The 19,742-nt window shown below is 41.1% G+C and carries 18 protein-coding genes and 1 tRNA gene; 8 read left to right on the top strand and 11 right to left on the bottom strand.

All coding sequences use genetic code 11. The features are described from left to right. Nucleotides 1–13: 13 nt before the first annotated feature. From odhB to D8991_RS02590, 3 genes are all read left to right on the top strand, one after another. Nucleotides 14–1,252 (top strand): 2-oxoglutarate dehydrogenase complex dihydrolipoyllysine-residue succinyltransferase, encoded by a 1,239-nt coding sequence (gene odhB / locus D8991_RS02580; RefSeq protein WP_120488631.1) that lies wholly within the window; start codon nt 14–16, stop codon nt 1,250–1,252. Nucleotides 1,253–1,500: 248 nt separating this feature from the next. After that, on the top strand, nt 1,501–1,836 hold the full coding sequence (locus tag D8991_RS02585) for a PadR family transcriptional regulator (RefSeq protein WP_120488632.1): 336 nt from the start codon (nt 1,501–1,503) through the stop codon (nt 1,834–1,836). Nucleotides 1,837–1,848: 12 nt separating this feature from the next. Continuing rightward, nucleotides 1,849–3,543 carry a PspC domain-containing protein gene (locus D8991_RS02590; RefSeq protein WP_120488633.1) on the top strand — a complete coding sequence of 565 codons (1,695 nt, stop codon included), beginning with the start codon at nt 1,849–1,851 and terminating at the stop codon, nt 3,541–3,543. A 131-nt stretch (nt 3,544–3,674) separates the two neighbouring features. On the opposite strand, the gene D8991_RS02595 is transcribed toward D8991_RS02590, so the two are convergent. The 10 genes from D8991_RS02595 to recJ form a co-directional block, all read right to left on the bottom strand. Further along, nucleotides 3,675–3,746 (bottom strand) — tRNA-Arg (locus D8991_RS02595). A gap of 454 nt (nt 3,747–4,200) precedes the next feature. Further along, the gene (locus D8991_RS02600) at nt 4,201–4,494 is read right to left on the bottom strand and encodes a hypothetical protein (RefSeq protein ID WP_120488634.1); all 294 of its coding nucleotides are present in this window, start codon (nt 4,492–4,494) and stop codon (nt 4,201–4,203) included. Between the two features lie 76 nt (nt 4,495–4,570). Further along, nucleotides 4,571–5,245: a tRNA (guanosine(46)-N7)-methyltransferase TrmB gene (trmB, locus tag D8991_RS02605; RefSeq protein ID WP_120488635.1), complete on the bottom strand. Its 675-nt coding sequence runs from the start codon at nt 5,243–5,245 to the stop codon at nt 4,571–4,573. A gap of 13 nt (nt 5,246–5,258) precedes the next feature. Then, nucleotides 5,259–5,945, bottom strand: a complete 687-nt coding sequence (locus D8991_RS02610; protein ID WP_120488636.1) for a response regulator transcription factor — start codon at nt 5,943–5,945, stop codon at nt 5,259–5,261. 39 nt (nt 5,946–5,984) lie between these two features. Next, nucleotides 5,985–7,529: a sensor histidine kinase gene (locus tag D8991_RS02615; protein ID WP_120488637.1), complete on the bottom strand. Its 1,545-nt coding sequence runs from the start codon at nt 7,527–7,529 to the stop codon at nt 5,985–5,987. Nucleotides 7,530–7,691: 162 nt separating this feature from the next. Next, a complete protein-coding gene (ruvC, locus tag D8991_RS02620) occupies nt 7,692–8,246 on the bottom strand; it encodes a crossover junction endodeoxyribonuclease RuvC (RefSeq protein WP_120488638.1) in 555 nt (184 codons plus the stop codon). Between the two features lie 198 nt (nt 8,247–8,444). Next, nucleotides 8,445–9,905 (bottom strand): IMP dehydrogenase, encoded by a 1,461-nt coding sequence (gene guaB, locus D8991_RS02625; protein WP_120488639.1) that lies wholly within the window; start codon nt 9,903–9,905, stop codon nt 8,445–8,447. Nucleotides 9,906–9,996: 91 nt separating this feature from the next. Next, on the bottom strand, nt 9,997–10,338 hold the full coding sequence (locus tag D8991_RS02630; protein ID WP_120488640.1) for a DUF3817 domain-containing protein: 342 nt from the start codon (nt 10,336–10,338) through the stop codon (nt 9,997–9,999). An 8-nt stretch (nt 10,339–10,346) separates the two neighbouring features. Then, the gene (gene nadD, locus D8991_RS02635) at nt 10,347–10,931 is read right to left on the bottom strand and encodes a nicotinate (nicotinamide) nucleotide adenylyltransferase (protein ID WP_120488641.1); all 585 of its coding nucleotides are present in this window, start codon (nt 10,929–10,931) and stop codon (nt 10,347–10,349) included. Nucleotides 10,932–10,953: 22 nt separating this feature from the next. Continuing rightward, nucleotides 10,954–12,663 carry a single-stranded-DNA-specific exonuclease RecJ gene (gene recJ, locus D8991_RS02640; RefSeq protein ID WP_120488642.1) on the bottom strand — a complete coding sequence of 570 codons (1,710 nt, stop codon included), beginning with the start codon at nt 12,661–12,663 and terminating at the stop codon, nt 10,954–10,956. A 222-nt stretch (nt 12,664–12,885) separates the two neighbouring features. Between recJ and mfd the strand changes: the two genes are divergently transcribed. After that, nucleotides 12,886–16,305, top strand: a complete 3,420-nt coding sequence (gene mfd, locus D8991_RS02645) for a transcription-repair coupling factor (RefSeq protein WP_120488643.1) — start codon at nt 12,886–12,888, stop codon at nt 16,303–16,305. A 201-nt stretch (nt 16,306–16,506) separates the two neighbouring features. On the opposite strand, the gene clpP is transcribed toward mfd, so the two are convergent. Beyond that, nucleotides 16,507–17,196, bottom strand: coding sequence for an ATP-dependent Clp endopeptidase proteolytic subunit ClpP (clpP, locus tag D8991_RS02650; RefSeq protein WP_120489675.1), 690 nt, complete (start codon nt 17,194–17,196; stop codon nt 16,507–16,509). 160 nt (nt 17,197–17,356) lie between these two features. Between clpP and D8991_RS02655 the strand changes: the two genes are divergently transcribed. The 4 genes from D8991_RS02655 to D8991_RS02670 all read left to right on the top strand — a co-directional run bounded on the left by D8991_RS02655 (nt 17,357) and on the right by D8991_RS02670 (nt 19,742). Next, complete coding sequence (locus tag D8991_RS02655; protein ID WP_120488644.1) at nt 17,357–17,719, top strand: hypothetical protein; 363 nt, start codon at nt 17,357–17,359, stop codon at nt 17,717–17,719. A gap of 89 nt (nt 17,720–17,808) precedes the next feature. Then, nucleotides 17,809–18,903, top strand: a complete 1,095-nt coding sequence (gene atpB, locus D8991_RS02660) for a F0F1 ATP synthase subunit A (RefSeq protein ID WP_120488645.1) — start codon at nt 17,809–17,811, stop codon at nt 18,901–18,903. Nucleotides 18,904–18,947: 44 nt separating this feature from the next. Next, nucleotides 18,948–19,157: an ATP synthase F0 subunit C gene (atpE, locus tag D8991_RS02665; protein WP_120488646.1), complete on the top strand. Its 210-nt coding sequence runs from the start codon at nt 18,948–18,950 to the stop codon at nt 19,155–19,157. A 90-nt stretch (nt 19,158–19,247) separates the two neighbouring features. Then, nucleotides 19,248–19,742, top strand: a complete 495-nt coding sequence (locus D8991_RS02670) for a F0F1 ATP synthase subunit B (RefSeq protein WP_120488647.1) — start codon at nt 19,248–19,250, stop codon at nt 19,740–19,742.

The raw sequence follows: 19,742 nt of genomic DNA on the forward strand, positions 1-19,742 counted from the left end.
AAAAAGAATAATAATGTCAGTATTAGAAATGAAGGTTCCATCACCAGGGGAATCTATTACAGAAGTAGAAATTGCAACTTGGTTAGTAAAAGATGGTGATTATGTAGAAAAAGATCAGCCTATCGCAGAAGTAGATTCTGATAAAGCTACTTTGGAATTACCTGCCGAGGAGAGTGGTATCATTACTCTAAAAGCAGAAGAAGGAGATACAGTACAAGTAGGTCAGATTGTTTGCTTAATAGATATGAGTGCTGCAAAACCTGCTGGTGGTTCTTCCGAAGCTCCTAAAACTGAAGAAAAACCAGCTGCAGAAGCTCCAAAACCAGAAACTCCAAAAGTAGAAGAAAAACCAGCAGCAGCTACTACTTATGCTACAGGTACGCCTTCGCCAGCAGCTAAAAAAGTATTAGACGAAAGAGGTATAGACCCTGCTTCCGTAAAAGGAACAGGTAAAGACGGCAGAATCACCAAGTATGATGCAGAAACCGCTGCCGTTCCTGCTATGGGTACCCCTGCTACAAATGGCTCAAGAAATGTAACGACGACTAAACTCTCCGTACTGAGAAGAAAATTAGCAGCAAGATTGGTTTCCGTTAAAAATGAAACCGCTATGCTTACTACTTTCAATGAGGTAGATATGTCCGAAATCTTTAGGCTAAGAAAACTCTATAAGGAAGAATTTGCTGCTAAGCATGGCGTAGGTCTTGGCTTTATGTCTTTCTTCACCAAGGCGGTTACCAGAGCTTTACAGCTTTACCCAGATGTAAATGCTTCCATTGATGGAGATTTCAAAGTAAATTATGACTTCTGCGATATCTCTATTGCGGTTTCTGGGCCTAAGGGATTAATGGTTCCTGTACTTAGAAATGCAGAGAATATGTCTTTCCGAGGTGTAGAAGCAGGGATTAAAGACCTTGCTACCAAAGTAAGAGACGGTAAAATCACCGTTGATGAAATGACGGGAGGTACATTCACTATTACCAATGGAGGTACTTTCGGTTCTATGCTTTCCACTCCGATTATCAATCCTCCTCAGTCTGCTATTTTAGGTATGCACAATATTATCCAAAGACCTGTAGCGGTAGATGGTAAAGTAGAAATCCGCCCAATGATGTACTTGGCATTATCTTATGACCACAGAATTATCGACGGTAGGGAGTCCGTAGGTTTCTTGGTAGCGGTAAAAGAAGCTATTGATAACCCAGTAGAGCTCCTCCTCGGTGGCGATGAAAGAAGAGGCTTAGAGCTTTAAATTAATCATTGAATTTATATCTTTAGAAGGCTATTCAATATTTGAATAGCCTTTTTATTTTGCTCAAATATTGAGAAAATTTATTTCCAATCAAGTGTGGGATAAATAAAACTAAAAAATAATTCATTTGAAAAACAGTAATTTATAAATAAATACTAAACTTTTTCATTACTTTGTAATACATAATACCATATTTTATTTATATCTTTGCTTTGTTAAGATTTGAAAATAATAAAACTGAATGAAAAATGAATACAGAAAATACTAAAGCACAAATGCGTAAGGGTATTCTGGAGTTCTGCATTTTGAGTTTGATTAATCAGAAGGAAATGTATGTATCAGACTTGATGGAGGAATTAAGGAATGGACAGTTAGATGTCGTAGAAGGCACACTTTATCCCTTACTGACGAGATTGAAAAATGGAGAATTTCTCTCCTATCGATGGGAAGAATCCACAAGCGGTCCCCCAAGAAAATATTATCAGATTACGGAAAAGGGGAAGGCTTTCCTCTTAGAATTACAAAACACTTGGAATGAGCTCACTCGCTCGGTAAATAAAATCACAAACAATAATAATCTATAAATCCATTCAAAAATGAACAAGACTTTATCAATAGCACTGGCAGGCTATTCTTTCGTAATAGAAGAGCACGCGTATATAAAACTTAGCGACTACCTCTCCGCCCTTAGAAATTCTATGGAAAAAGAGGAAGTAGAAGAGGTAATGAACGATATAGAAATCCGAATTGTAGAGATTTTTAGGGAAACTTTAGGAAAAAGAGAGGTGGTGAGTACCGCAGATGTAGAAAAGGTTATAGACCAGCTCGGGAGTCCTGAAACCATTGGTGAGCAGGAAGAAATGTATTACTCCGAAAGCACAGCCAAGGGCAAATCATCAGAAAATTACTCTGGATACAAGAGACAACTCTTCCGAGACCCTGAAAAAGCAAAGATTGCAGGGGTATGCGCAGGTTTGGCGCATTATATGGGGATGGATGTGAGCATTATGAGGGCAATTTGGCTGTTTTTTGCCGTAATGGGAATCTTCACAGTCTATATTTCCACTTCGTTTGTAGTGTTGATATACATTATTTTGTGGATTGTACTCCCAGAGGCAAAGACCGCTTCGGATTTTTTGAAAATGCACGGAAAGCCCCTCAATTTTGATAATATAAAGGAAGAATCCACTAAAATCTTTCAGTTTGTGAATGATTCTTCTCGGAAAGCGGGTGATTTCTACAATCAGAATAAGAGTACAATCAATACCATTGCTACCAGTATGCTCAAGGTGCTCAGTTACCTCATAGGCTTTGTATTTGCAGCGATTTCTGTGACTTGCATCGTTGGGGTAGTTGTTGGTTTTTCGGTGATTTTTAGCCTCAATACAGCGCCTATTGAAGATTTTGAATTTTATTTTGGGAGCGATACCAATCTCTATCTCATCGGCTCTATCATTGTTTTATCCGCCCTTATTCCTGCTATTATGTTCGGCTATGTGGCGTCAAAACTCTTTGCTCCGCATATTCAGTACAAAAATATCGGTGGGGTTATCCTCGTGCTATTCCTCTCTCTTTGTGCGATATCGGTATTTACGGGCTTCTCTATTTATAAGACTACGCAGGGCTTTTCCTTCAGTGGTGATAAGATCGAAACCGAAGAAGTGATGATTAATACCCCCTCAGATACCCTTTATATAGAGGAGAAGAAGATAGAAATCCCCCAGAATTTCAAGGGGTATAACGGCGGGAGAATATTTTCTGATAAGAAAATGATTTATGACAGCGACCGCCCTTATGTATCCATTAGCAGGAAGGAAGATGCCACCCTGCCTTACTTAATCATCAAAAAGAAAGCCTATGGTTACAACCAACCGATAAAAATTTCGGTGCCTATCGAGATTTTGGATAATAGGATTTCTTTGCCTAACTACCTGAAATACTCCTACGAAGACCGTTTCCGAAGGTATAGTGTGAGGTATGAGCTCGTAGTCCCTAAATCAATGACCATACTGCCGCCGTCTAATACAAAGAATATAATAATTGATAAAGATTTTGATGATTATTTCAACAATACGGAGGGAAATATTGAAAATAATTCGGAATACAAGGAAGTTTCCAGCTTTAATATTAATGGGACAAAAGTGGAATACAACAGCGACCGACCGAATGAAATCCGCATCAATCACAAAGCCCACAGCATAGAGCAGGCAGAGAAAATCCTCGATTCTCTCAACATTGATATTGATGATATTATCAGTAGAAAAGCTGATGAAAACAAACGAAATGAATGATTTAAACACGCAGGGAGGCAAACCACCTCCCTCCTAAAACAAAAAAAATCCGCACGCTATGGTACAGATAATTTTTGAAATAATGATAAAATTTTTAGCCGACTTTTTATCCTTATTTAGTTAAATCTCAGTAGCTCCACCAAGAATCGAACTTGGATCTAAAGTTTAGGAAACTTCTATTCTATCCGTTGAACTATGGAGCCAGCGGTGCAAATATACAATAATTTTGGTACTCATCTCCAAAAATGAGTGCCGTTTTTTGTGGCTTTCTGCTCCCTTTTCTCTCGCGAAATCATGTTTCTTCTTGTAAAATTCTATTTTCTTTACGAATAATATCAGATTTCTTACTAAAATCCATCAACTTTTCAAGTATTTGATTTCCCCCATATTGCGCGTGCAAAAATACTCGTGTATTTTATTACAAACAGGGTTGTTTGTCCTTACCTACACGAGTATTTAATCACAAACAGGGTTGTTTGCCTTTACCTACAAGAGTATTTGATTACAAACAGGGTTGTTTATAATCAAATACACAAGAATTTTATTTCAAACACAATGCGCGGAATTAAATATTAAAAAAAGTGGTCTAAGACCCCCTTTTTTAATAGATAAACTTATAATTTTCTTGCGAAATATTATGGATTTAGAATAGAGGCTCTATTGTTTGGTTAGGGTAAATCCTTTTCCAGAAGGTAGGGTTGTTTTGAAATCCCTGCAATCTTGGGTTGTGATATCATAGCTTGGGAGGAAAAGTATTTTCATCTGATGGGGTGTCTTGGGTTTTATAAATAAGTAGATAAGCCCGTAGTCTATACAGTTTAATTTACCTCCAAAGAAATACACCATATAGGCTTTTAGATTTTTTTGTAGCCCATATCCCCAGCTAGCCTTTTCATCAGGGGTATTAAAATTATCAAACTCTATAATGCCTTGCTGATTGATGATTTTCACCCTCGAGTTTCTTAAGACAGACCCAAAAGCAAGATATCAAGGCTACTTGCTCTATTTTAGAGAGGCTTATTTTATATTACAATCGGAATTTTATGTAGGTGATGAGTTTCCCTTTTGCGGAGAAGAGCTCCTCGTAGTGGGTTTGAATACCCCGAAGGAGAGGGGTATCGGGCTCGTATTCTATCGCTCCATAGATGTCGTGATGGGCGGTGAGGATTTCGCAGCCGAGCCCTTGGAGAAGCCCCAAAGTATATCCGTGCAGGAATTCGGAGTCGGTTTTGAGGTGGATTATCCCATCTGGTTTCAGGATTTTCTTGTATCGAGAGAGGAAGTCGGGGTGGGTAAGCCTGTGCTTCGTACGCCTGTATTTTATTTGCGGGTCTGGAAAGGTGATCCAGATTTCATCTACTTCATTTTCCTCGAAGAAGCAGTCGATAAGCTCTATTTGAGTTCTCAGGAAGGCCACATTGTTTATGTTTTCCTGTATTGCTTCTTTTGCTCCGAACCAGAATCTCGCTCCTTTTATATCTAAGCCGATAAAGTTCTTCTCTGGAAATGCTTTTGCAAGCCCTACGGAGTACTCGCCCTTCCCGCAACCGAGCTCTAATACGATAGGATTAGCGTTTTTGAAATGCTCTGCTCTCCATTTTCCTTTGAGGTGGAAGCCGCTGAGTGCTTCGTCTCTTGTGGGTTGTATTACATTGGGAAGGGTTTTGTTTTCCGCAAATCTGGCTAATTTATTTTTCCCCATACTGCTTGCTGTATTAATTCTTTACTAAAAGCCTAAAACCTTCGCCGTGTACATTGATGATTTCTAACCCTTCGTCTGGCCGGAGGTACTTCCTTAGCTTAGCGATGTAGACATCCATACTCCTTGCGGTGAAGTAGTTCTCTTTCTTCCAGATTTTCCTAAGGGCGAGTTCTCTTGGCATAAAATCATTTCTATGGATGCAGAGGAGCTTGAGGAGTTCGTTTTCTTTTGGGGAGAGTTTGTGCTCTTCGTCGTGCACTCTGAGGTGCCTCATCATAGAATCGAAGTAGATGTTGCTAAACTTAAACTGTTCCTGCTCTTCTGTTTCTACTGCTGCACTGCGCTGGAGCATTGCCTTAATCTTGTAGAGGAGGAGCTCGGTGTCAAATGGTTTTGTAATGTAGTCATCGGCTCCTATTTGATAGCCTTTGAGGATATCTTCTCTCATATTTTTTGCCGTAAGGAAGATGATGGGAGTGGTTTTATCCATTTTCTTGATGTCTTCGGCTAGGGAGAAGCCATCTTTTTTAGGCATCATTACATCGAAGAGGCAGAGGTCATAGTCCTTTTCGGTAAATTCTTTTAGTCCTTGCTCGCCATCGGTAGCGAGGTTTACATCAAAATCGTTCATCATAAGGTAGTCTCTTAGCACTACCCCGAAGCTTTGGTCGTCTTCTACTAATAAAATCCTGTTGTTCATATCTATTCTTTTTTGTTTTATACTTATTTCTATTTTGGGTTACATTGGGAGTTTTACCGTAAAGGTAGAGCCTTTCCCTTTTTGGGATTCTACACTAATTTGCCCTTTGTGCAGTTCTATAATTTTTTTTACATAAGATAGTCCGAGTCCTTGTCCTTTTACATTGTGGATATTGCCTGTTTCCTCGCGGAAGAATTTCTCAAATATCTTACCTCTGTTCTCAGTTTCCATACCGATGCCTTTATCGGAGATTTGAATGACATACCAGCTGCCCTCGTTTCGGGTAGAGATTTTTATCTCTGGCTTCTCGGGGGAGTATTTATTGGCATTATCGAGGAGGTTAATAAGCATATTGGAGAAGTGAAATTCATCTATCTTGAAGTGATACTTTGTGGTATTAAAATCTTCTATGAGGGAGCCTCCGCGCTCATCAACTATAAGCCTGAAAGATTCGGAGATTTTGAGGATAAGCTCTCGTACATTGGTTTCTTTCAGGAAGAGTTTTACTTCATTTCTTTCGAGCTTAGACATATTGAGGACATTCTCCACCTGCTTTTTCATTCGGAGATTCTCCTGTTTTATAAGTTGTGAGTAATATTTTACCTTGTCTGGATTGGTAGCAATTCTGTCATTTGCCAGTGAATCGGTCGCTACGGATATGGTTGCTAATGGAGTCTTAAACTCGTGAGACATATTATTGATAAAATCCGTCTTAATATCCGCTATTTTCTTTTGTCTCATCATATAATTAATGGATACAATGTATATCCCCAGTATGGTGAGAAGCGAGAGGAAGGTTCCCAAAAGCATTGGCAGATTGTCCTTAAACAGAGAGAAGTTTTTCCTTGGGAAGACTACCGATAGCGTATAGATAGACTTGCCTTGATTATCGGTAAAGAGGATGTGGGAGTAGTTGGTATTAGACTCATTTGCTTTGTAGGATTTGGTAAAGATATCGGTCATCTTATGGTTTTTATCAAAGATGCTAAACCCAAAGCTGGTATCTACTTTATTTTGTTTAAGCTCCTGAGCGATGATTTTCTGCACCTGTTCTTTATTTACCCTCTTGCTGATGGGGAGGTTGGTTGCGTTTAGCCTTACGAATTCCTTCATTGCATACTCACCAGTTCCGAGGGCATTGCTCAGCTCGGAGGTAAGGATTTGAGGTGTGAGTTTATCGGTTTTAATGCCAATAATCCCCTCATCGGTAAAGAGCTTGGTACGCATCAGGCTGTCCCCTTTATTAGAAATCGGGATATCCTCTGTTTGAATAATATTTTTGGAGTAGATGATCGTCTTCTTCGTTGCCGAATCTTCGGTTTGCTGTATGGTGGTGAGCGAAGGCTGCTTGCTGCTGGCAATTACCGTATTTCCAAAGTCTTTATAATCTTCATTGAGGTACTTCTGGACCTCTGCTTCTTCTATTTTCTTTACTGAGCCTTCCAGTGCGAGGTGTACTTTATTACTGAAATCTTGGTCTAATGCATCATAATACTCCTTGAGCCACTTTATTTGTAAAGTAACGAAGATAATGAGCGATACAGACATCAGAAACGATATAATGGGTATAAATCTTTTATTCATAACAGGTCATCTACTGTGACTAATAGCTATTCTTCTGTGCTTAAACTCTCGTTTTCGTATAAAAATAGAGAGATTTAACACTTATACAACAAACAAAAGTATAAAAAATTATGCCTTTTCTGTTAAAATAGGCTTTTTTAATATAAAATTAACGCTCTTTGCTTACTTCAATCTTTCGGGATTTTGCTTGATAAAGCTTTCCCAACCTGAGTATGATTTCTCCTTTTCTGCATTTCCAGAGTTGAAATAATGGCAGACCGCCACAGCCAGTCCGTCTGAAGCATCGAGGTATTTGGTGGGGAATTCTTTTAGCTCTAAGAGGTTTTTTAGCATTGCGGCAACCTGCTCTTTACTGGCATTACCATTACCCGTAATTGCCATTTTTACCTTCTTGGGAGAGTATTCTGTAATCGGTATATCTCGGTAAAGGCTTGCTGCCATAGCCACCCCCTGTGCCCTCCCTAATTTGAGCATAGACTGTACATTCTTACCATAAAAAGGAGCTTCCAAAGCCACTTCATCGGGGTGATATTCATTTATAAGAGCAAGGGTTTTCTCGAAGATATGTTTGAGTTTAGTAGCGTGGTTAGGATACTTTTTGAGGATAAGCTCGTGTATAGAGACCAGCGACATTCTCCCTCCTCGAATGGCAATAATACCAAAGCCCATCACCGTAGTGCCAGGGTCTATCCCCAAAATGATTTTCTCAGTTTTCATTTTGCAAAAGTAAGGATTTTGCAGTAGGCTATAGACAGTAAGCCCAGAGCGTGGAAAGTGATTACTTAAACTAAATGTGAGATATATCTTCTTTAAAATCTACGGGCGTCCTGAAAGGACGCCCGTAGATTTTTATTATAAACTTAATTGCCAATACCTGTTAGCAAAGCCTACTGCTTACTGCCTGTCGCCTAAGGCTTATAGCGAATAGTTCGGTGCTTCTTGGGTAATGATAACATCGTGGGGGTGGGATTCTTTGAGGCCGCTGCCTGTAATCTTCACCATTTTGCTATCGGTTTGTAGGGTAGGGATGTCCTTCGTGCCGCAGTAGCCCATACCCGCGCGGATGCCCCCTACGAGCTGGAAGACTACATCTTCTATCTTCCCTTTGTATGGCACTCTGCCTTCTATGCCTTCGGGTACGAATTTCTTTGCTTCTGCTTGGAAGTATCTTTCCTTGCCTCCTCTTCTCATCGCTGCGAGGCTCCCCATACCTTGGTAGGATTTAAACTTTCTACCCTGGAAGATGATTTCCTCGCCTGGAGCTTCTTCCGTTCCAGCAAAGAGGGAACCGAGCATTACGGCATTTGCACCCGATGCAAGGGCTTTTACAATGTCGCCAGAGAGCTTAATACCCCCATCGGCGATAACGCTTACGCGTCTGGTTTTGGCGTATTCGTAGACATTGTAGATTGCGGAGAGCTGAGGTACGCCCACACCCGCCACTACTCGAGTAGTGCAGATGGAGCCTGGACCAATGCCTACTTTCAGGACATTGGCGCCGGCATCGATGAGGTCTTTTGCTGCTTCTGCGGTTACGATATTCCCGCCCACGATATCCAAATCTGGATACGCGGAACGAATCTCTCGGATTTTTTCAACCACTCCTTTGGAATGCCCGTGTGCGGAGTCTATGGTGATGATATCTACACCTGCATCTACAAGGGCTTTTACGCGCTCCATAGTATCTACGCCTACCCCTACGCCAGCCCCTACGATGAGCCTGCCGTTTTTGTCTTTATTGGCATTGGGGTATTCCATCTGGTTGTCTATATCCTTTATGGTGATGAGCCCTACGAGGCGATATTCATCATCTACGATAGGGAGCTTCTCTACTCGGTTGCTCAGGAGGATTTCCTTTGCTGTTTCCAGTGTAGCATTCTTATCGGAGGTAATGAGGTTGTCCTTCGTCATCAGTTCTTCTACCTTTATAGATTCATCTTCTTGGTATTTTACATCTCTGTTGGTAATGATTCCTATCAGTCTGTTATTAAAATCTACCACAGGAAGCCCTGAAATCTTATATCGAAGCATCAGTTCTTTTGCTTCGCCCAAAGTATGGTCTTTGGTAAGGGTTACGGGGTCAGAAATCATTCCGTTTTCTGAGCGTTTTACCTTATTTACCTGAGCGGCTTGCTCATCTATCGGCATATTCTTATGAATGAAACCGAGCCCGCCTACGCGTGCAAGGGCAATGGCAAGTTCTGCCTCGGTTACGGTGTCCATAGCTGCAGAGACGATGGGCGTGTTCAGGGTAATCTTGTCGGTAAGTCTTGATTGAAGAGAAACTTGGTTCGGAAGTACTTCGGAGTACGAAGGGATGAGGAGTACATCATCAAAAGTAATGGCTTCCTCTACGATTTTGTTGTGTATAGACATCTTTACTTTCTTGGCAAAATTAAAGGTTTAGGATAAAACTGAAAAATAAATTTGAATTAAATATTTGTTAAAGGACCGATAGCTCGCTTTTTTAATCACGGTTGAATCTCGTGAGTTTTTTTTCTACCCATATCGTAGCAAAGGGGAAGAATGCCGAGAGCAGTGCAAAAACGAAGTCCTCATCATCCCATTTAAAGATTTTCCTTACAGGGAGGCAAAGCAGTAGATATAGCGTGAAGAAGAGCCCGTGAATATTCCCTACAATAATGATAAAGATGGTGGGGAGGAGTCCTTCGCTGTCGTACCGTTTCCAGACCATTGCAATGCAGTAGAGCAAGAAGCAGGAGATTGCTTCGGCGGTGCAGACCTTTTTAAACCACTTGATGATTCGCTCGTCTGGATACTTAGAAAAGAATGTATAGATAAAGTTCATTGGGATGTTTAATTTTCGTAGAAGCCTGTTTTATCAAGATAGTCAAAAACCTCTGGTGGGAGCATAGGGCGTACGCTCTTTTTTTCTTTAATCATTTTTCTGATTTCGGTAGCAGAAAGCTCTATTATGGGTGCTTTTATCCTGTGGATATTCGGGTGATGGGCAAATTGAGCACTCTCCATCTCATCATTTGAAATTCTCGGATAGACGATAATCTGATGATTATCTACTAATACATTGGCGTTTTTCCACTTGTGGAGGTGTTTGAGATTATCCTCACCCATTATCAAAGCAAAAGAATGCGTAGGGTATTTCTCTTTTAGGTATGCCAGCGTATCTATCGTATAGCTTGGTTTGGGTAAGGAAAATTCTATATTGGAAGCCCTCATCTTGGGATAATTCTTTATCGCGAGCTCTACCATATCGAGGCGATAGTGGTCGTTGAGCAGAGATTTCTTGTCTTTAAACGGATTCTGCGGACTGATGATAAACCACAGCTCATCCATATCCGAATGTTCCAGAATATAGTTGGCTAAAATCAAATGCCCGATGTGTATGGGATTAAACGACCCGAAGAAAAGCCCTATTTTCATAGCTTAAATAAAAGATATTGGATTAGTGGAATTTTACAGCCCTAAGGTTGAGGTAATAGGTTACATTTCCTTTCCAGTGGTTTTCCTCTACCGTAAAGGCGATATCAAAACTCTCGGTGCGGAACCTCTCTACATACTCCCCGAGCTTAAAGCCCACGCATTCTATATTCTTACCCGTAGATTCTTGGCGGATGTAGAATTTTAAGTGGTAGTCTTCCTTGCCCATTGTCTTTACCAAGCCCGTTACTCTCTGGTCTTTCAGAACGAGTATGGGTTTCATATTCTTTGGACCGAAAGGAGCCAGTTTTCTGTGGAAGTTATAAAACTCTCGGTTGAGGTCATCTATATGGATGATGGTATCTATCTGTATGCTTGGCGTTCGCTGGTGTTCTTTTATTCTTTCGGAGACGATTTTCTCGAAGCGCTCTTTAAACTCCTCGAATTTTTCTTTCTCCATTACAAGGCCTGCCGCAGCCTGATGCCCTCCGAATTTCAGGAAGAGGTCGGAGCATAAATCCAATGCTTCATACACATCAAAATCTGATATTGAGCGGGCAGAAGCGACCAGCTCTTCATTATTCCCTTCGGTAAAGACGAGCGTAGGCTTGTAGTAAGTCTCTATCAGCCGAGAGGCTACAATCCCGATAACGCCTTTGTTCCACTTGGGGTTATAGACTATGGTGGAGTAGTTGTTCTGCTGGTGAGTATCTTCAATCTGTTGGAGCGCTTCTAATGTAGAGTTGATGTCCAGCTCTCGTCTTTCATCATTTAGATTCATAATCTCCTGTACGATGTGCTTTGCACTTTTCAGGTTGTCAGAAATCATCAGTTCTACGGCTGCTTTAGCGTGGGAGATTCTCCCTGCGGCATTGATTTTCGGGGCGATTTCAAAAACGATGTTGGATATATCAAAGGTGGAGAGCCGCTCTTTGGGGATGAGCTGGCGGAGCCCGAGTTTTCTTGTTTTTCTTAGGGTTTTGAGCCCGAGTTTTGCTAAATGCCTGTTCTCTCCCGTAATCGCTACGATATCCGCTGCTATGGATATGGCAAGCAAGTCGGTAAGCTCGAAGAGTTCATTTTCTGGGATTTTATAGATGGCGTTTAGTCCTTGGCAGAGTTTGAAACCTACGCCACATCCCGAGAGTTCTTTGTAGGGGTACCGGCAGTCGGCTCTCTTGGGGTCGAGCACTGCAAAGGCATTGGGGATTTTATCACTGGGCAGGTGGTGGTCGCAAATGATGAAGTCTATTCCCAAGCTATTGGCATAGTCTATTTTATCTCCTGCTTTTATCCCACAATCTAATGCGATGATGAGCGAGAAATCATTCTTCTTCGCAAAGTCAATTCCCTCCGTAGAGACTCCATAGCCCTCCAAATTCCTGTCGGGTATATAGAAGTCGAGGTATTTCTTGTCTACGATTTTGCTTAGGTAGAGGTACATCAAGGATACGGCAGTGGTTCCATCCACATCATAATCTCCATAGATGAGGATTTTCTCACCATTCTCTATGGCGGTAGCGATTCGCTCTACGGCTTTCTGCATATCTGCCATCAGGAAGGGGTTGTGTATATCTTCGAGTTTAGGTTTGAAGAATTCGCGTGCTTTTTGATAGTCATCAATCTCTCTTAGCACAAGTATTTTAGATTCCAATGTCCCAAATCCGATAGAGGCGCTCAGCCCATCTACCACCTCTTCATTGGGTTCTGGAAGGTAAATCCATTTTTGATTCATAATGAGCAAAAGTAAAGAAATATTTTTGATGAGGTAGAACACTCGTTTATCTCTCAGAGTTTAATAATTGTAATGAGCTATGGAGGGAGACAGCCCAAACCTGCTTAGAGCAGTATAGAGGGTAGATTTGAGAGGATTATTTACATTGGGTTTTACTATCTTTGCCTGCCTGTTTCAGCTGTTGGCATTCTGCTTTCAGCTTTTGAGCATTTAAAGAAAGATATGAAGAAAATAAATGAATCTCTTCTGCCAGAGCTTTTAAGAAGAGACTTTGGAAAGGATATTTTTGAAGGATTATCTACTCATCATTATATTAATGTAAAGGGGAGTGCGGGTTCTGTGCCTTCGCTTATTGCTGCAGAGCTTTTTACGGTTCAGAATAAAACTTTGCTCTTCATTACTGATGATAAGGAAGCGGCATTTTACATCACTTCTGAAATGGAGAATCTGGTGGGAGAGGAGCGAGTACTCTATTTCCCAGAGACTCACCTTGAGCCTTATCAGATTGAGAAAACACAGAATGCAAACATCGTATTGCGAACGGAAGTACTCAATAAAATACTCTTAAGTAGCGAGCCAAAAGTCATTGTAGCACATTCAGGAGCGCTCTGTGAGAAAGTAATCAAAAAAGAAGACTTTAAAGCAATCTCACATAAGATAAAGGTAGGCGAGCAGTTGGATTTTAACTTTACAGAAGAACTTCTGCATCAGTTTAATTTTAACCCGACCGACTTTGTTTCCGAGCCTGGTGAGTTCTCCGTACGAGGAGGGATTGTAGATGTATTTTCTTATTCCAATGAAAAACCCTACCGCATCTCTTTCTTTGGAAATGAAGTGGAGAGCATCAGAGAGTTTGATATAGAAACTCAGCTTTCCGTAGGCAAGGTAGAGGAGTTTGAGCTGGTTTCTAATATGAACTTTGCAGTAGTAGGAAAGCGAGTGCCTTTCCTTGATATACTCCCGCCAGATACCCTTATCATCACCCAGCAGGCTTATGCAACTTTTAATAAAATCAAGAGCTTCTATCATCAATCCCTTGAAAAATTCGGCGCGCTAAGTGAGGCTATAAATCATAGCCATCCAGAGGAGCTGTTCGTCTCCGAAGAAGAATTTACCCAGCACTTCCAGAGGTTTAAGGTGGTAGATTTCTCTGCTCAGCCTCTTTCAGAAAAGCATTTGGGTGATGCTAATCGTATGGAATTACAGCTTAGCCAGACGCCTCAGCCGAGTTTTAATAAAAACTTTGAGATGCTTATTCAGGATTTGGAAGACAAGCTGCATCATCAGTATTCCGTCTGGATATCTTTCTCCAACGAAAAGCAAAGGGAAAGGCTTCAAAACATCTTTGAAGAGAAGGAGAAGAATATCCCTTTCCAGAGCTTTACCTCCGAGCTCCACGAGGGCTTTATCGATACCAGCTCTCGCATTTCTGTGTATACCGACCATCAGATTTTTGATAGGTACCAACGCTTTAAGCCAAAGAATACCTTTGCTAAATCAGAACAGCTTACCCTGAAAGATTTGATGTCTCTTAAAATAGGCGATTATATTACCCACATAGACCACGGCATTGGGAAGTTTATGGGTCTTGTAAAGGTGAATAATGACGGCAACATACAGGAATGTTTTAAGCTCTCGTATAAGAATGGAGATTTGCTCTATGTAAGCATACACTCTTTGCACAAGATTTCTAAATATAATGGCGCCGAAGGAAAGGAAATCGTGCTCTCAAAGCTCGGTTCTACCGCTTGGAAGTCATTAAAACAGAAGACCAAAGCAAAGGTAAAGCAGATTGCCTTTGACCTGATAAAACTCTACGCAAAGCGAAAGGCAGCCAAGGGCTTTGCTTTTACCCCCGATACCTATCTTCAAAACGAGCTTGAAGCCAGCTTTATCTACGAAGATACGCCCGACCAGGAGAAAGCTACCATAGAAGTGAAAAAAGATATGGAAGCCGAAACCGTGATGGACAGGCTCATCTGCGGAGATGTGGGGTTCGGTAAAACCGAAGTAGCAATCCGTGCGGCATTTAAAGCTGCGACCGATGGCAAGCAAGTGGCAATACTTGTGCCTACAACTGTACTCGCATTTCAGCATTACAGGAGCTTTAAAGAAAGGCTGAAAGACTTCCCGGTGAATATCTCTTACCTCAACCGTTTTCGGACGACGAAGCAGAAAAATGAAACTCTGAAAGGCTTGGAAGAGGGAAAGATTGATATCGTTATCGGTACGCATCAGTTGGTCTCAGATAAAGTGAAGTTTAAAGACTTAGGGCTTCTCATCATAGATGAGGAACATAAGTTTGGTGTATCCGTAAAGGACAAACTAAAAACCCTCCGTACCAATATAGATACGCTCACCCTTACCGCCACTCCTATCCCTCGCACGCTACAATTCTCCCTGATGGCAGCCAGAGACCTCTCTGTCATTAAGACTCCGCCACCTAATCGGCAGCCAGTAGATACGCAGCTCATAGGCTTTGATGAAGAGATGCTGAGAGATGCCATATCCTACGAAATACAGAGAGATGGGCAGGTGTATTTCATTAATAATAGAATAGAAAACTTGCAGGAAATCGCAGGGCTTATCCAAAGGCTTGTCCCTGATGCAAGGGTGATTACAGGGCACGGACAGCTCGATGGAAAGGAGCTCGAAAGCCGTATCCTCGATTTTATGGAGGGTAAGTACGATGTACTCGTCTCTACCACCATCGTAGAAAGTGGGGTAGATGTACCGAATGCAAATACCATTTTCATTAATGATGCTCAGCGCTTCGGTATGGCAGACCTCCACCAGATGCGAGGCCGTGTGGGTAGGGGTAACCGAAAGGCTTTCTGCTACCTCATCACTCCACCGATGGATATGATGACTCCCGATGCCCGCAAAAGACTTGAGGCCGTAGAACAGTTCTCCGACCTTGGGAGTGGTTTCCAAATCGCAATGAAAGACCTTGAAATCCGCGGAGCAGGGGACCTGCTCGGTGCCGAGCAGAGTGGTTTTATCAACGAGATGGGCTTTGATACTTATCAGAAGATTATGCAGGAGGCATTGGAAGAGCTTCAGAATGATGAGCAGTTTGAGCAGTATTTTGAGAATGAAGAAGACCGAAAGAAGCTCTTCAACTCTAAAAAAGAGGTCAATATAGATACCGACCTCGAGCTGATGCTCCCTGATGATTATGTACAAAGTACTGAAGAGCGGCTCCTGCTCTACCAAAGACTGGCAGAGATAGAGACTATAGAGGAGCTTCATAGCTTCCAAGCTCAGCTGATTGACCGCTTTGGAGACCTGCCACAAGAGGCCATCAACCTCCTGAAATCGGTAGAGCTTAAGTGGCTTTCGGCTGATATTGGCTTAGAGCGGCTTATTGTAAAGAAAGGGGTATTCCTTGGATATCTACCCCAAAATCCGCAGGACAAATTCTACCGCAGCGAGAAGTTTGCCCATATCCTCAACTACCTTAGCCAAAACCCTACCTCAGCCGTTCTAAAACAAAAAGATACTCCTGAAGGTACCCAGCTAATAATAAGAAAAGAGAAAGTAAAAAGCATAGAAGAACTCAATGACCTCCTTCATACCGTAGCCAGTGGAGCACGGCTACCAGCCGACGAACTTAGCCGTAGCACAGCAGGCACACTGTAGCCAGTGAGGCGATTATCCACTCGCGTGGCACCTTGCAGGTGATGCACTTATCTACAAACTAATCATACACCGCCAATAGCCAGCCACTAATTAAGCTTACTGCCTATAACCGTCCACAGCTATTAGCTAAAAGCCAGTAGCCAATAAGCAGTTACAGGCGCCCCTTTGGGGCGCCTGTAACTGCTGCAGAGAGCTTTAAGCCTACTGCTTATTACTTGCTGCTTTTTGTAGTACTTCGTCTATCATTCCGAAGCCTTTTGCTTCTTCGGAGGTCATCCAATAGTCTCTGTCGGACGCCTTTTCTACCCAATCGAAGCTCTGCCCAGAGTGGGAGGAGATGATTTCGTAGAGTTCTTTTTTGAGTTTTAGCATTTCTCTGAGGTTGATTTCCATATCGGAAGCTACTCCCTGAGCACCACCACTCGGCTGATGAATCATCACTCGTGAGTGTTTTAGTGCTGAGCGCTTGCCTTTTTCACCTGCTACGAGGAGAACTGCCCCCATAGATGCTGCCATACCCGTGCAGATGGTTGCTACATCTGGCTTGATGATTTGCATTGTGTCATAAATTCCGAGTCCTGCATATACACTGCCCCCTGGTGAATTGATGTAAATCTGAATGTCTTTACTTGGGTCTGCACTCTCTAAGAAGAGGAGCTGTGCGGTTACGATGTTTGCCACTTGGTCATCAATCCCCGTCCCGAGGAAGATGATTCTGTCCATCATCAGTCGGGAGAAGACATCCATTTGCGCTACATTTAGTCGCCTTTCCTCCATAATATAAGGCGTGAGGTTTGTGGGGTTAAACGCATTCATATATTGGTCGGTAGCGAGGCCATTATTGCCCAGATGCTTTACAGAGAAATCTCTAAAATCCTTTTTAATATCCATAGTTTTTGTTCTTTTAAGAATAGCAGGGCGGTTTTGGCAAAAAACATACCCAATTGCAAAAGTAGACAATTTGGCATAAAATCTATTATCAAGGCGGTTAATCTTTATTTAAAACCGCTGAGAAGTATTAATTCTGAAAAAATATTTAGTTTTGCGAGGTATGAAGAAAACTAGATTTGCCCTCTATTCCTTTCTGGTATTTATCCTCTTTGCTGTGCTTTTATTCCTCGCTCAGTATTTCTTGCAGGTGCAGGGCATTATTTCTCTCAACTACAGAATACACTTTTTGATATTCTTTACCGCATTTATAGGGGTGATGACTTTTCTTACGCTTTATATATTGGATAAGTCGGCTATCATAGGATTTGCGTTCTTGGGCTTTGTGGTCTTTAAGCTCTTTGCAATGGGGTATATTGCCGTTTTTCAAAAGGATTTTAAGGAGGAGGTGCTTTCTTATTTTATGCTTTATTGGGCTTATTTGGCGGCGGAGGTTCTCCTGCTGATAAAGCTCTTGAAAAAATAGGATAAAAATCATATAAAATCTATCTAAACAATTGTAGGATTCAATTATTATTTTCTATTTTTGCGAAAATTTTGAAATAGCATTTAGTTATGAATTTTAAAAGACTCTTGATTGCCTTTTCGCTATTGACATTTACACTTGGTTTTTCCAGTGAGAATGGGCATTCAGAAGCAGGGAAAGAGGAGAAGTATAATCCTGTACCATTTATTATGCACCATATTCAAGATGGGCATTCTTGGCACTTTTGGGGAGAAGGAGAAAACTCTGTAACGCTTAACTTGCCAGTTATTCTTTGGGATAATGGTTTAAAGGTATTCAGCTCAGCAGAATTTGGGCATTCTAATGAAGCAGGGAAGAGTGAAGTGGTAGAGAAAGACGGTAAATACTATGTGCTTTTTCACGAAAAAATATACGAAACCAATGCATCAGGAGATTTAAAATTAGATGAACACCATCACCCGACAGATGAAAATCTAAAACCTCTTGACTTATCTATTACTAAGAATGTAGCACAAATGCTTTTAGCAGCCCTTATCTTATTAATAATAGGATTTGCTACTGCATCTTCTTATAAAAAATCACAAGTTCCTTCTGGAATAGCCAAATTTATAGAGCCTCTTGTACTCTTTGTGAGAGATGATATCGCATTGCAAAATATAGGAGCGCTTAGGTATAGAAAGTATGTGCCTTATTTAACTACTCTGTTCCTCTTTATTTGGGTGCTTAATATTCTCGGGCTTTTCCCAGGCGCAGCCAATACTACGGGGAATATCGCTTTTACCTTTACGCTTTCTGTACTCACTTTATTAATTGTAAATCTCAGCGGTAGAAAAACCTATTGGATGCATATGTTTGATCCACTCGGTAAGGGAATGCCTTTCGGAGGAAAGATTTTGATCTATCTTATCCTCGTTCCAGTAGAGCTATTGGGTATTATCACAAAACCTTTTGCATTGATGATTCGTCTCTTTGCTAATATGACGGCTGGGCATATCATTATTATGAGCTTACTTGCACTTATCTTTATTATGAAAACTTATGCAATAGCTCCTGTGGCATTAGGTATGTCTCTCTTTATCTATACCCTTGAAGTATTGGTAGCAGCACTACAGGCGTATATCTTTACAATGCTTACAGCCCTCTTTATAGGCTCAGCAGTAGAGGAACCTCATCACGATCATTAATCAGAGAAATAAATAATTAAATAACTTTTTTAAATTATAATATTATGACAGGTAGTATCGCAGCAATTGGAGCAGGTTTAGCTGTTCTTGGTGTAGGATTTGGAATTGGTAAAATTGGTTCTTCTGCAATGGATGGTATTGCAAGACAACCAGAGCAATCAGGTAAAATCCAAACTGCAATGATTATCGCAGCAGCTCTTATTGAAGGTGCTGGTCTATTCGGTATCGTAGTAGCAATGCTTGGTAACGGATAATAGACAATTTAAAGAACCTCTGCAGACGGTTGGTTTGCAGAGGTCTTTATAAAAAGTTAGAAAAGTAAATCATAAAAACTTATATATATAATGGAATTATTAACCCCATCAATTGGTAATATATTTTGGACGGCTGTTGTCTTCCTCATCTTGGTAGCTCTTTTAGCAAAATATGCTTGGAAGCCTATCCTCTCTGCTGTAAATGAAAGAGAAGTATCCATTACAGATGCGCTTAACCAAGCTAAACTCGCAAGAAAAGAAATGGAGTCCTTGAAAGCTGATAACGAGAGAATCGTCCGTGAAGCGAAAATAGAAAGAGATGCTATCCTGAAAGAAGCAAGAGAATTAAAAGATAAAATTGTAAGCGAAGCTCAAGATGTAGCAAAAGCAGAAGGCGAGAAGCTTATCGAGCAGGCTAAGCAAACCATTCAAGCAGAGAAATCAGCAGCTATGGCAGATATTAAAAACCAGATTGGAGCTCTCTCTGTAGGCATAGCTGAGCAAATATTAAAGCAGAAATTAGATAATTCTGATGCTCAAAATGCTTTGGTAGAAAACTATTTGAATAACTCTAACCATAACTAA

Source organism: Bergeyella cardium, assembly GCF_003614945.1.
Lineage (GTDB): Bacteria > Bacteroidota > Bacteroidia > Flavobacteriales > Weeksellaceae > Bergeyella_A > Bergeyella_A cardium.

What these genes read in the sequence shown, in the direction of transcription:
- odhB (WP_120488631.1), top strand. Translation starts at nt 14, where the DNA reads ATGTCAGTATTAGAAATGAAGGTTCCATCACCAGGGGAATCTATTACA.
- D8991_RS02585 (WP_120488632.1), top strand. Translation starts at nt 1,501, where the DNA reads ATGAATACAGAAAATACTAAAGCACAAATGCGTAAGGGTATTCTGGAG.
- D8991_RS02590 (WP_120488633.1), top strand. Translation starts at nt 1,849, where the DNA reads ATGAACAAGACTTTATCAATAGCACTGGCAGGCTATTCTTTCGTAATA.
- trmB (WP_120488635.1), bottom strand. Translation starts at nt 5,245, where the DNA reads ATGGGGAAAAATAAATTAGCCAGATTTGCGGAAAACAAAACCCTTCCC.
- D8991_RS02610 (WP_120488636.1), bottom strand. Translation starts at nt 5,945, where the DNA reads ATGAACAACAGGATTTTATTAGTAGAAGACGACCAAAGCTTCGGGGTA.
- D8991_RS02615 (WP_120488637.1), bottom strand. Translation starts at nt 7,529, where the DNA reads ATGAATAAAAGATTTATACCCATTATATCGTTTCTGATGTCTGTATCG.
- ruvC (WP_120488638.1), bottom strand. Translation starts at nt 8,246, where the DNA reads ATGAAAACTGAGAAAATCATTTTGGGGATAGACCCTGGCACTACGGTG.
- guaB (WP_120488639.1), bottom strand. Translation starts at nt 9,905, where the DNA reads ATGTCTATACACAACAAAATCGTAGAGGAAGCCATTACTTTTGATGAT.
- D8991_RS02630 (WP_120488640.1), bottom strand. Translation starts at nt 10,338, where the DNA reads ATGAACTTTATCTATACATTCTTTTCTAAGTATCCAGACGAGCGAATC.
- nadD (WP_120488641.1), bottom strand. Translation starts at nt 10,931, where the DNA reads ATGAAAATAGGGCTTTTCTTCGGGTCGTTTAATCCCATACACATCGGG.
- recJ (WP_120488642.1), bottom strand. Translation starts at nt 12,663, where the DNA reads ATGAATCAAAAATGGATTTACCTTCCAGAACCCAATGAAGAGGTGGTA.
- mfd (WP_120488643.1), top strand. Translation starts at nt 12,886, where the DNA reads ATGAAGAAAATAAATGAATCTCTTCTGCCAGAGCTTTTAAGAAGAGAC.
- clpP (WP_120489675.1), bottom strand. Translation starts at nt 17,196, where the DNA reads ATGGATATTAAAAAGGATTTTAGAGATTTCTCTGTAAAGCATCTGGGC.
- D8991_RS02655 (WP_120488644.1), top strand. Translation starts at nt 17,357, where the DNA reads ATGAAGAAAACTAGATTTGCCCTCTATTCCTTTCTGGTATTTATCCTC.
- atpB (WP_120488645.1), top strand. Translation starts at nt 17,809, where the DNA reads ATGAATTTTAAAAGACTCTTGATTGCCTTTTCGCTATTGACATTTACA.
- atpE (WP_120488646.1), top strand. Translation starts at nt 18,948, where the DNA reads ATGACAGGTAGTATCGCAGCAATTGGAGCAGGTTTAGCTGTTCTTGGT.
- D8991_RS02670 (WP_120488647.1), top strand. Translation starts at nt 19,248, where the DNA reads ATGGAATTATTAACCCCATCAATTGGTAATATATTTTGGACGGCTGTT.